The following is a 13,394-nucleotide window of genomic DNA, read 5'->3' on the forward strand; positions in this document are numbered from 1 at the left end:
AGACTTTCTGTCTTTTTTGCTTTTGAATGTTGGGAAGTCATTTTGACCACGAAAGAAATTTTTATAGGCAGTTTGCAAGTTTAGTTGAGCATTTGCCAAAGCTAATGAATCAACTTCTTTTAACCACTCAAATTCTGCTTTGTATTTTGCGGGAGTGGGAAGCTTTTGTTTCTTTAGTTGATCTTTATCATCTTTATGTTTTTCATACGCTTCTTTCCGTTCAGCTAACATTCTGTTATACACGAAACGTACACAACCGAAGGTTTTGTGCATAAGATGTGCTTGGTCTTCTGTTGGATACAAACGGAATTTATATGCTTTATTCTGCTTTGTCATATCATTTCACCTCACCTTTCACTTTGATTTTCAATATATGTTTTTACTACGTCTATTGGCGAACCACCAGTAGTTAGCAAGCAAAAACTTCTTGACCAAAACATCTCTTTCCAAAGTTTCTTTTTCACTTGTGGAAAGTCTCTTTTAATAAGTCGAGAACTTGCACTTTTATAAGCATTGATGAATTTTGTCATTTCTGTATTAGGGTGTGCCTTGAACAAAATATGAACATGGTCTACATCATAATTCCATTCAACTAATGTGATGTTATAGTTTTCAGATAGTCGAACAAACATATCTTTTGCATAGCCTGACATATCATCATCAAACACATTTCTTCTGTATTTCACGACCAACACAAGGTGATAATATAACAAGAATACTGAATGGTTATTACTATCTAATTTCATTTATATACCAGCCTTTATAATTTATAAGACTGATTATATCAGAGGCAAAATAAAAAGGAAAACCTTTTGGCTACGCCAAACCGAAATTCATCTCCCACCTATCGTTGGGCTACGCCCTTCACACGCTTGAGGAAGGAGAATTCTTTCGGGAAATTCGTTAAATAAAAGACATCTTTCTTTTCAGATTGATGTCTTTTATGAATTGAAAATTATATTTTACAAATCTATTCTTTCATTTGCCCTAGACTATATATTTTCTATAGGTAATTCTTATTTTACATTACTATGATTTGATTAAGCATCAAATTTTCTAAGTTAAGATAGAGTTTACATTTTTAATAGTTCGGACGAAAGTCCTAACATTAAAATCTATTTAAATATATATACAATTAAAAGAAGGTTTTAAGATGCAGACGAACACTAATACTATAGAGGACATCTATCAGGAGATATTAGATGGAAAAAGAAATAGATTTCCACCAAACACTTGGAAATTAGATAGAAATAATCAATTGGCCAGAAGAGTAACAAAGTATTTAGTAACAAAAATTTTGAATTGGAATGAAGAAGAGATAAAACAAAATTGGAATAACAAATTGATTGCAAAGTATCGATTACGTGGTGTATTGAAGCACAAATATAATAATAGTCCATATGCGATGATTAATGATTTATATCCGAATCAATTTAAAGAATGGGAATTTAGAATGACACCATTAAATTTTTGGACGAAAGAAAAGGCCCTACAATTATTAAAATGGTTAATTGAAGAAGAGGAGAAATTACCACCACAAAAACTCTTACAAATTTATGGGCAAAAATGGTTAATTGAACATCGATTAAGTGCACCTCTAAGGGTGATTTGGAATGGAAGCCCGTATGCGATGATTAATGATTTATATCCAAATCGATTTAAAGAATGGGAATTTAATAAGGCTCCTAATAAGTTTTGGACGAAAGAAAAAACATTACAAGCACTAAAATGGACAATTGAAGAAAAAGAAAAATTAAATCTGGATCAATTGAAGAATATATACGAAAATAAATGGTTAGCCCAATCAGGATTGCGTGGAGCCTGTCAATTATATTGGAATGATAGTCCATATGCAATGATTAATGATTTATATCCAAATCAATTTAAAGAATGGGAATTTAAGATGACACCTAGTGGTTTTTGGACGAGAGAAAAAGCGCTAGATGCATTACGGTGGACAATTGAAGAAAAAGAAAAGCTGACAGATAATCAATTATTACAGCAATACACAATGAAGTGGCTTAAAAATCATAGACTATGGACACCTGTAGTAAGATACTGGAATGGAAGTCCATACGCAATGATTAATGATTTATACCCAAATAAATATATAAAAAGTTCCTTCAGAGGATATATAAACAAAGTTTAATATTATTAGACATAGCTTAATTAAAATAAAAGCTTAACTTGCTAAACAGCAAATTATATTATCTTGATGAGAGAAATATTTAATGAATAATTGGCACAATTAATAACAATAGAAAAACAGTAAAAAATGGCTATTAGTTTAAAAACAAATTCAAGATTTTAGAGGAGGACATTTATGCATACAAAAAAAGTTCTATTTATATTTAATATGATGAGGCTTCTAGTAATAGTTATCTTATTTCTTCTCTTTTATTTTACACATCAACTATCTTATCTTTATTTTTCAATTCCTTTTATTCTTGAAATATTCAATAGATGTATTCTAAAAAATAATAAAAAAACAAAGTTCTATAGATGAATTTGATAAAAAAGCTAACAATGAAGCAATAGCTTTCATTCACATTAAAAATAAATATGTAAACTGACTCACACAGGGTTTGAGTTGAAAACAAAGATGCGAAGTCATAAAATAGACTTCGCATCTTTGTACTTAAAGCAATCTATATAAATATAAATCCCCTTTAATATTATAGCAATGTCTTTAACAAGATCATCACACCTTACTCACTACATTGTATCCCACTTTTTTAAACGGAAGTAAAACAATACCCCATCCTCAGTATTTTTCACACCGTATTCTGCATCATGTAATTCGAATATATTCTTTACAATTGAAAGCCCTAGACCCATCCCCCCGCATACTCGTTTTCTTGATTTATCTACTCTATAAAATTGATCCCATATTTTCTCTATATCTTCTTCTTTAATATGGGATCCTTTATTTTCAAACCCTATATATACGTCATGTTCTTCTTCATTTACCACTAATACAATAGTTTGTCCCGAATCTGTATACCGAATTGCATTCGTAAACAAATTGGTTATAACTTGTTCCAATAAATTTGCTTTCCCCTTCACACACACATCATCTATATTTGTTTTGATTTGCAGTTCCTTTTCATCAATTTGACAGTGTAAATCTTTTTCAACCTGATGAATCAAATTTCCTATATGAACTTGCTCCAACTGTATTTGATACGTTCCTGATTCATATTTAGCTAAATTAAGCATCTCATCAATCATTACATTCATTTTCTCTATTTCCTTTTCCAACGCTCCCCAATAATATTGATTCATTTCAGGTGCAATCCCGTCCTGAAGCATAGAAGCCGATACCTGCATCACACTCAGTGGTGTTTTCAATTCATGTGAAACACCTGCAATAAAATCTTTTCTTGTCTGTTCTAATTGCTTCTCTTTTTCTAAATCATCTTTCAATTGATTAATATATCCTTCCATTCTTGCTGAAAGCTGATTAATATTGGAGGACAGTTCCCCTATTTCATTTTTCGACTTTATGGATAGCTGATCTTGAAAATCAAATTCCATGATTTTTTTCGTCGCTTCATTTATTTTCAATAGTGGTTTCGTAATGATTCTTGAATAATAGAAAGACACAATAAGCGATAGAACTAACACAAATGCAACGATATATATATAATAATCACTCATTAAATCGCTTGCTTTGGTAAGTGGTTGCAAAGACGATAATGTATATACCATCTCTTGCACTTGACCATTTTTTATAATTGGTTGTATTGTTTCAATATATTGTATATCATTAATACGAATCTCTTTTTGTGTCCAACCTCTATCCTCCAATTTTACTTTATTAGTTATCCAATCAGCTTGAAAATCTAAAATTCGTTTCGCAAAAATATCATTGTTATATAGAGTTTCAATAGCATCAGGGTTTGAATAATTAGGCATACTTATTTCTTTGACAACTCCATCAAAGAAGTATAGTGGACTATCATCTTTAATGAGGCGAATACCCTCTTTAGCACCCTCGAACATATTTTTACTTATCTGACGATGGATCGAAGAATCAAAATTAGTATCATACCCTTTTACTCTCATACTCATTGGAATAATTATTTCCCTACCTACATCCTTACTTGCCGCAGTCAAGACAGCCACAGTAGATATTTTATTAATAAAACCAGTTATAATGATACTAAAATCAGGATCCATATATTCTTTTGCATTAACAATATTATTAAACACAACTTTAGAAGCATTTTCTGGATTTTCTTTATCTACCACCTTCAAATAATAATCCCCTGATGGCAGCATTTTGATATTTGCTTCTTTATCTAGCCTTGCAATCAAAATACCGTGCTGATTCGCAAAAGTCTCTTCTATATTTTGCATTTTCTTCTCATCGTGCGAATGTTTTTCATAATATTTACTGTACTGGTGTAATTGTTTTTGAACACTTTCTTTTTCCTTATCTACATACAGGTATTTTGTAACATACATTTGTCCCAAAAATATAACAGTAATAATCATACAGCATAACAAAAACGTAAGGGAAAACAATTGAAATACTATTTTCCGTCTCATCATCTATCTACCTCAAACTTATACCCCGTTCGAACAACAGTTGTAATATGTTTTGCTCTCTCCCCTAGCTTTACCCGTACATTACGCATATGTGCAGTTAATGTTTTATCGTCTCCATCATAATCATATCCCCAAATATTCGTGATTAATGTGTCTCTTGTCAACACTTGGTCCTTATGCTGCATTAACGATAGTAAAATTTCGAACTCTGTGTGTGTAAAATCTACTTTTTTTTCATCTATAGCAACAGTACGTGCCGATTTATCTAAATGAATACCACATAAATCAATGCAGTCCTGGAATTGTATAATTTGAGTTGTTTCTTTGAATAAACGCTTTGCTCTCGCTAGCAAGATAGTTGGCTTAAATGGTTTTGTTACATAATCATCAGCTCCTAGTTCAAACCCGAGTAATGTATCATCCTCATCACTTCGAGCTGTTAATAAAATAATAGGAACAGTCGAGTTCTTACGAATACGTCTACACACTGACCATCCATCCATGACTGGGAGCATAATATCTAATATGATTAAACTGATATTATCATGTGCAGTAAATAATTCTAATCCTACTTGGCCATCCTCCGCCGTTATTACTTCATACCCATCATGAGAGAAATATTGTGCCACGGCTTCTCGTATGATTTTTTCATCTTCAATAATTAACACTTTTTTCATATCAATTCTCATCCAATCTATGCTTATCTACATGGAAATGGCCATGGCTTGCCTTCCCATTTGAACCCATGATTGTTCAAAATCATTTCGATTAATTGCTATATGTTTCTCTGTCTTTAACGGATCGTTAATATATACATATTGGTTATCATAATTTGTCACTACTACACTATGCTGATGATATGTCACTTTCATTTCCCCTTCATCTGTTCTCCATGTGTAAAATTGATCCTCAGGTAATAGTTTAAAACGAGCATTAGTTAATACCCATACAGGGAACCCTTGATCTATCGCCTCATAAATTTGCTGAGGTTCCTTGCGACTTAAATCCATCACTTTATCAGCTGGAACATATAACTTTGCCAATTCTAAAATTGGTTCCACATAAACACCTAATCCAGGTTTATCAAAAGTAGCCATATTCCCAATAAACCCCTTATGCATATTTCCCTTCAAACCATTTCTCTGAAATGGTACATGTTTTATTTTTGAGGCTAGCTCCATCTTGTCGACTTGCACTCCTGAAAACTGAAGTACCATCGCAAGGCTCGTTACTTCACAACCGCGCATCAATTCTGGTTTTTGTAAAATCAGTGGCACATCCAATGGCTTTGTAATTTCTTCCCCTTGTTCTATGGCCACATTTTCATTTTCAACTACCACTTTATTAAGGGATTCTACAGATACATTCCTCTTTTCTTCTACTTCTGATTTTTGTTTCACTTCAGCTGCTACGGCAGGTTGTTTTTTTGTAATTGTAGGAATATCACTATTTGACATGCCAATACTTGTACCCAATACCGATAGAGTGAATAAACAGATTGTTGCCTTTCTGATTTTATTCATGCTTATCTCTCCTTGTAATGTTCTAAAGAGAGTGTAATTTATTCATATTTAGATAAAATCATATTCATAGAAAGACAAAGTTAAATTTATATCAAGATTATATAAAGATGACTCTTATACATATTAATCGTATGTGTGACAAATCACGCTTTCAACAAGAAACATTTAACATTTTCTATCAATTGAACCATTTCATCACACATCATGAATTCAGAGTTAGAAAAAACTTCAAATAAAACTCCTACAATTTATAAGAAAAAATACATCTACGTACAATAATGTAGTTTGCTTAACATGTTTAGAATTCACACAGTATACTTTTCATATCTGATTTGAATACAAAAGTACCGATTCCAAAGTCATACATATAAGGAACATTTATCCGTCTAATATAGACCAAATCCATACATCACCATTATTTTCATGTTAAGTATTTACTGGTTCAACTTCTACTATATGATTTATAATGTTCCAGCCAATTGAAGTTTGACCCCATCATCTATATTGATTTCACTGATTCTTTTATAAATTTAAATTCTTAGTACATACATCACTTCACACGAGGTTAATATTTATTAGTACACGATAACCGGTTCATATGTGTTTAAATTATCATACACATTTTTTGCAATACTAGGAGGAAGGTTAACGCACCCTCCCGATCCTCCTGTTAAATAGGCATTATTTGCCCAGTTTGTTCGCCAGCCAGCATCATGGAATCCTTGACCGCTATTTGTGAATGGAACCCAGTAATCTACTTTAACTGCATAATCACCTTTACCTACTGCGCTACCTTTAAGTGTATACGGTGACCGTTTATAAAGAACGTACCACACACCTGGTGAAGTATCTTCACTCGTGCTATGTTTCCCAGTTACTACATTTGTTGTGACTGCTAATTTCCCATCCTTATAGATCCAAATGTGTTGCTCTGCAATTGAAATTTCCGCATACGTGTCCCCAATACCATTATTCGATGTTGTTTCATAACCAATGCCTTCCTTACTCCAGCCATTTCCTCGAATGTTAGAAGCAGAAAGTGATTTTTCACCTTTTTCAAAAGCTTGTTGGACTTGCTTTGTTTCTTTTTCAACATCTAGTGCCCAGCCATAGCCTTGTCCTTTTACTGATATGACCGAACCGGAATGGGTTTTAAAGCTAAAATCTTTATTTAATGTTGATTTAGCATTATTAATTTCAGCAATCTTATTCTTAATGTTGCTCGCATCGATTGTAACTTTCATATCCTTTGACACAGAGGCATTTTGAATTAAATCTTTCGCTTTTAAAGGATACACCTCATTCTGCACTTTAAAATCTACAGACTGTTGAAAAAGATTGTGAAGTGCATTCTCCTCTTTTTTGATAATCGAATCGCCTTCTTTAATAGGCTGTATGTATGCAGACTTCAAATGAATTTCGCTGTTATACTTCTGCTTGTCGTAATCTTTCAGTAGACTCGTAATGTCATACTGTTTTCCCTCAACGCTTTTCGAAATAACAACTTTTCCTTGTTTGAGCTTCGCTATAGCATCTTGAGGCGCTTTTAATTTTTTATTCATAGAGAAGAGCTTTTCTTCTACAACTTTTTTCATCGTTTCACTACGATATTGTTCTGCCTTTTCTGGTAACAATGAATAATTCTTTTCCTTTGAGGAAGGAAAAAGTGTCCACTGGCTTTTTAATAGATTCTTAACTTGAGGCAAATCTTTTTCTGTAAGTTCCGTTTTAGTATCTTTTTCATCTAAAATTTGTTGTTGATCGACATAGACTTTGTTTGCTAGTTCAGATGTTTTTAATTTCTGAATTGCCTGATCAGCGCTCAGACCACCGACTTTTATGTCGTTAATTGTAACATTTGAATTGAAGTGGTTTTCCTGATAATAAATCATTCCCCCAATGAGAATTGTGATTATACCACCACCCGTTGCAACAAGCTTCCAATCTTTAAAATGTTTGCTTGATCTTACTCTTTTTTTATCAGCTTCTTCAACCGACTCATTTATTGTATTGTTGTTCATTAATCTTTCCTCCGTTTATACCAAAGCCAAAAGATTTTAAACTAAAATTATTGACTAATGTAACTTATTGTTTTTAAAATCTCATTATTTTCAACCATATTTCATGGTGATTAATTGATCTATTTTAGACTTTTATTAAACGACACATAAAAATTGGCAGATAAATTTTCAATTCACATCAAGCAGGCTTATACAAGTAATAAATCATTATAAAAGGTGCTCCCACTCTATGTCTAAAAATTTAGCAGTATAAGTTGCGCGAAAACGATAAATACGAAATCGATACCACAAAAAATAACTTTTCCATTTAGGAGCGCTAAAGTCTTAACTTGATAGCTAAGACCTCCATCGCTATCAAATTAAGACTTTAAAAATAGTTCCAAATCCCCTATCTTTCTACAATATTCATTCAGATTACTGTTTTAAGTCAGTTTGGTTCTACTTCCTTATTACATAGTTTTAGTTTGCATACTTCCCCTGATTATTTTTCAAATCAAAATACGCATCTAAAACCTCTTTACCAATTATTGAATTAATTTTATTACCTTTGTCATTAGTTATCCATGGGACAACAACAGAAAATGCCACCTCTGGTTTATCATATGGAGCGTAACCTGTTAGAGTTAAATTATAACAACGAACACGCTTGCCCTCTTGATCCTTACCAACGCTATTATCATCGCCTCCATAAACTGTTTGTGCTGTTCCAGTTTTACCAGCAGGCTTATAAGGAAGATTTTTGAAAGTACTCACACCAGTTCCGTCACCTTCTTGAAATACACGTCTAAACCCCTCTTTTACTCGATCTATATATTCTTTTTTCATATCTACATGGTTTAATACAACTGGTTCCATCGATTTTATAATTTTACCAATTTCTTCCTTTCTTGTAGTTTGTTCTCTAATTTCTCTCAAAATTTGTGGCTTCAATCGATTTCCTCCATTTGCAATAGTAGAAACATACTGTGCAAGTTGCAAAGGAGTATACGTATCGTACTGCCCGATAGCTAAGTCTAACAAGAAACCAGGTTGATAATTTTCTTTTCTCATTATTCCAGATGTTTCGTTTGGGAGATCAATTCCAGTTGGAACCCCTAATCCGAATTGCCCAAAATAATATCTCATTTTTTCAAATGCACTTGCCTTTATATCTAATGAGCTATTTGGTACGTAATCTATTCCTGCTATTTTTAATGCCGTATTAAACATATAGACGTTAGAAGAAACTTGTAAAGCTCTTAAATCATCAACAATCCCAAAATCTTTCCAAGATTTCTTCTCCTTAGTCCCTTTAAACTTCATAGGCACATCATTAAAGTTTGTACCGGGTGTAATAGCCTTCGTTGCAAATCCGGTTAACACTGTGGCACCTTTTACAGTTGATCCAAGCTCATATGAGCTCGTCATCGTACCTAAAGCATAATCAGCTATTTCTATGTTTCCGTCTTTCTTTCCTAATTTTTTACCCGCCATAGATAATATTTCTCCAGTATTCGGATTCATCATCACTACAAATGCCCGATCTAAAAGAGGCTCTGACCCCTTATAAGCTTTTAATTGCTTTTCAAGAATTTCTTCTACCGCCTTCTGTAATTTCATATCAATTGTCATAATTAAATTATTGCCACTTTTCCCTTTAGTGACCGTTTCCGTTTGAATAACATTCCCTTTTCTATCAGTAACATTCTTAACTTCTGCCTTAGTTCCATGTAGTACATCTTCATATCGTTGCTCGATATAACTCTTTCCAATACGATCATTGCGATTGTAATTACGAACTAAATAGTAATCTAAATTTTCTTTTGGAAGTCCCTCTTCAGTACTTGTTATATTACCTAGTACAGAACGGAATAATTCACCATTTACATAATTACGTTCCCAGCCAATAGTTGCATCAATCCCTGGAAATTCTGATAAGTTTTCACTAATTGTAGCGTATTCTTTCTCAGATACATTTTTCTTTATAATTTGTGGTGTCATTTTATAACCTGAATTCATTCTCCCTTTAATAGTTAATATCTTTAGGTCTTTTGGACTTAATTCATTCAATTCCTCTGCTGTGACGCGTCCTCGTCTCAATTCATCTATTTTCTTATCAAATTCTTTTCCTTCAATATTTTGTTTACGCAAATTTTCTTCATCTTTTTTTGTAATCTTTTTTTTCGCTTTTTCCTTATTTAACTGCATCCAGTAATCTTTTTTGTCTGTTTCAGTCAATCTATTTATATCTTCTTCTGGTATCTCAAGTATTTTGGAGAGCTTTTTTGCTATTTTTAAGATCTCTTCAGAAGTGATATCCTTCCCCTTTGTATACGAAATGGTACGAACCGCAGTATTATTAACCACCTTCTCACCTTCCCTATCAAAAATTTGTCCACGTGGAACAGGAATACTAACCGTCGTATTTTCTTGCTTTTCAACTGCATTCTTATAACCCTCTCCGTCAACAATTTGTACTTTTCCAAGCCGAATGATAATTGCTGAAAATGATAAAAAAATGCACAAAAATAATATATTTAACCTTATAGATACCTTGTTTTTTTGTAATGTTTTTGATTTTGATTGCCTCATATTTATCTCCTTTTAATACTCAATACATTGAACTAATATCCTGAAAAAACCCCCATCACATAACCCAAAAGTATTTCCCCCTGCATTTACATTATGTCTACAATAACTATTTGAAAATTTTCCAATAATAAAATTTCCATACTCACTAAATAAAAACATATACAACAGAAAACAACATAAATTTTATATAAAGTTTATATAAAGATGTATATGTTAAAAAAAAGTTAGGTTGTAAATTTATGTGAAAAATAAATATTTAATACGTAGAATTTATATAAAAGTTCTCAACAAGTGATTTTTTATACAAAACTGTTTATTTTTAAAATTAATTATTTTAATATACGAAATGAGAATTATGAGTTGATTGAAGATATTGTCGTAATTAATAATGTAATTCAAGAAAAATTCAAAACTCATAGCCATCATTATTTAAAGTTTAAGCTCTTTAAAGTATAAATGTATTAGTATATTTGAGCTTTAATACATTGGGCCCCCATATTTTCTATGTACTAAAGCTATTTTTGCAGTTAAGAGTTAAAAGTCTATCTTTTGTACATTCTATACTTATCAATCGTATTATGAAAAATTGTTAAAAATAATGGAACACATCATTCAAAATGATCACAATAGCATATAAAGGTGGAGAGAACGTTGGATTTTCGAGACTTAAAAATTTTTCAAACTGTAGCAAGAGTTCAAAATATTACCGCAGCAGCACGAATCCTTAATTATGTACAATCAAATGTAACAGCGCGTATTAAACTACTAGAACAAGAGCTAGATACAGTTTTGTTTTATCGACATGCTCGGGGTATCACATTAACTGGTGATGGACAAATATTTCTTAAAAAAGTTAATAAATTATTAAAAGAATTCGAAGAATTACAAAATACGTTTATTGATGATGATAATCCCACAGGTCTTCTCAATATTGGAACTGTAGATACTGTTCATCCCTTACCAACCATTTTGGCCAGCTATCATAAACAATTTCCTAATGTAGATATCTCTTTAAAAACTGATGTAAGTCAACGTTTGATCATAGACATCCTAGAATTTAAGCTAGATGGTGCTTTTGTAACAAGTCCGATTCAAGATTCTTCCTTAGAGCAATATAAGGTAAGTACGAAGACACTTGTATTATTTTCAAATCGTCCTACATTTGATATACAAGATTTAAAAAATGAAACATTTTTAGTGTTTAGTCCCGGATGTGGGTATCGTTTTGTTTTAGAAAAATGGTTGAAAGATGAGGGAATTCTTCTTAAGAAAATTATGGAGTTTAATATGTTAGAAATGATTTTACATAGCGTATCACTGGGTCTAGGCATTACGGTTCTTCCAGTTACAGCTCTAACTTTTTTTACAAACATTCCTAATATCTACTCTCATGAAATACCTGGGAAATATGGAAAAATCGAAACGATATTTGTTAGAAATAAGGATATAGCTTTATCTCTTACTATGAGAAAATTCATAGAAAATATACAGAGTTTATAGTAAACGTCTATAAATGATAATATTTTTATAACAAAAGTCCTAAATTCTCCAAAATAACCGACAATATTTTAAAAACAACAACGACAGATTTAGAAATATATATTGAAATTAGAGAAAAATCGAAGGATCTTAACGGATACCATTCGATTTTTTTGTGATTTTTTAATATCGATCATTAAAAATGATATGTATCATTTTTTAGAATTATTTTACGAACCTATATTCAGTATTTTAAAATTCATAATAATAATGTTATTTTTATATACTCAATTTAGAAAGAAGGCTAAGGATGAAACAACACAGAATGTTATTTAGTATGTTGATTTCTTTACTACTGGGTATTATATGGGAAGCACTGTTTCTATTCTTATGTTATGAATTTGAATATATAGATTTATTTTATTTTTCAATAATTCGTTATGGTTCGATAACAATTATATTATTGGTTTTATTATGGATTAAAAAGAAAAAAAATTCTTATTTAGAGGATACTGGTAAGTTATTTCTTTTTTTAATATTAATGGCATGCACTGTATACAGTATGTTGATTCTTCTAAAACAAATGTTAATGGAAGAAGAGATAGCTTCTCTGTTGGCTTCTACTATAGAAGTACTAATGCCCTTAATGTCTATTGTAATTTTATGGGGGTGTGAACTTAATAGGTTTAGGATATTCACAACTTGTACAGCTTTTATAGTAACATTTCTTATACTCACAAAGGGAGATATAAGTATATTGTATACATTACAAGATCAAATACTTCCATTATGCTGTATTTTAATTGGAATAGTAAGTTGGATTGTCTATAAACTAGACGATTAATACCTCATCATTCAGTATTTGGTGCCGGTACAGTATAAAATTGTACAAAATTAATAAACAAAATTCTATTATATAGAAGAGATTCAACCAATTTGTTATTAGCAAGTTGATTGGAAGAGAATATCATATTAGAGGTTCATTATTTTTCTTTATATCTTGAACGGAGGGTGACCTTACTGAAACCAATCAAAATAACAAGTAGAAAAGCAACTAGATTAATATTAAACTAGTTGCTTTTTTTCAAAATCAAACATATAAATGTTCCGTTAATACATATGGTTTTATCATTTCAAAAGGCTTTGATACCCTATTATTCCATACAGTTCCCCTACGCTCAAACTCAAAGATCCCTTCAATATAATGAGCAATCTGTGGGCCAAATTCTCGCTCGATTAGTTAGAT

The 13,394-nt window shown here is 31.5% G+C and carries 10 protein-coding genes; 3 read left to right on the forward strand and 7 right to left on the reverse strand.

What is annotated here, in order from left to right:
* Together ACUN13_RS30140 and tnpA are read right to left on the reverse strand one after the other, a co-directional pair.
* A partial coding sequence (locus ACUN13_RS30140) for a helix-turn-helix domain-containing protein (protein WP_445424151.1) occupies window positions 1–336 on the reverse strand: 336 nt, incomplete at its 3' end.
* An 11-nt stretch (window positions 337–347) separates the two neighbouring features.
* On the reverse strand, window positions 348–746 hold the full coding sequence (tnpA, locus tag ACUN13_RS30145) for an IS200/IS605 family transposase (protein WP_375812607.1): 399 nt from the start codon (window positions 744–746) through the stop codon (window positions 348–350).
* 407 nt (window positions 747–1,153) lie between these two features.
* Here tnpA and ACUN13_RS30150 point away from each other — a divergent pair, with 407 nt between their 5' ends.
* Window positions 1,154–2,149 (forward strand): DUF4046 domain-containing protein, encoded by a 996-nt coding sequence (locus tag ACUN13_RS30150; RefSeq protein WP_445424152.1) that lies wholly within the window; start codon window positions 1,154–1,156, stop codon window positions 2,147–2,149.
* Window positions 2,150–2,715: 566 nt separating this feature from the next.
* On the opposite strand, the gene ACUN13_RS30155 is transcribed toward ACUN13_RS30150, so the two are convergent.
* From ACUN13_RS30155 to ACUN13_RS30175, 5 genes are all read right to left on the reverse strand, one after another.
* The gene (locus ACUN13_RS30155; protein WP_445424153.1) at window positions 2,716–4,554 is read right to left on the reverse strand and encodes a sensor histidine kinase; all 1,839 of its coding nucleotides are present in this window, start codon (window positions 4,552–4,554) and stop codon (window positions 2,716–2,718) included.
* Entirely contained in the window at window positions 4,554–5,231 is a 678-nt protein-coding gene (locus ACUN13_RS30160; protein WP_445424154.1) for a response regulator transcription factor, read from the reverse strand. Before ACUN13_RS30160 ends, ACUN13_RS30155 begins: the two co-directional genes overlap by 1 nt.
* Before the next feature lie 27 nt (window positions 5,232–5,258).
* Complete coding sequence (locus ACUN13_RS30165) at window positions 5,259–6,077, reverse strand: C39 family peptidase (protein ID WP_336975061.1); 819 nt, start codon at window positions 6,075–6,077, stop codon at window positions 5,259–5,261.
* Window positions 6,078–6,652: 575 nt separating this feature from the next.
* Window positions 6,653–8,098, reverse strand: a complete 1,446-nt coding sequence (locus ACUN13_RS30170; protein WP_445424155.1) for a L,D-transpeptidase family protein — start codon at window positions 8,096–8,098, stop codon at window positions 6,653–6,655.
* A gap of 459 nt (window positions 8,099–8,557) precedes the next feature.
* A complete protein-coding gene (locus ACUN13_RS30175) occupies window positions 8,558–10,669 on the reverse strand; it encodes a peptidoglycan D,D-transpeptidase FtsI family protein (RefSeq protein ID WP_445424156.1) in 2,112 nt (703 codons plus the stop codon).
* A 651-nt stretch (window positions 10,670–11,320) separates the two neighbouring features.
* Between ACUN13_RS30175 and ACUN13_RS30180 the strand changes: the two genes are divergently transcribed.
* Entirely contained in the window at window positions 11,321–12,169 is an 849-nt protein-coding gene (locus ACUN13_RS30180; protein ID WP_242807456.1) for a LysR family transcriptional regulator, read from the forward strand.
* 289 nt (window positions 12,170–12,458) lie between these two features.
* A complete protein-coding gene (locus tag ACUN13_RS30185) occupies window positions 12,459–12,992 on the forward strand; it encodes a hypothetical protein (RefSeq protein WP_445424157.1) in 534 nt (177 codons plus the stop codon).
* Window positions 12,993–13,394: the final 402 nt, after the last annotated feature.

The organism is Bacillus cereus group sp. Bce041, assembly GCF_052646455.1.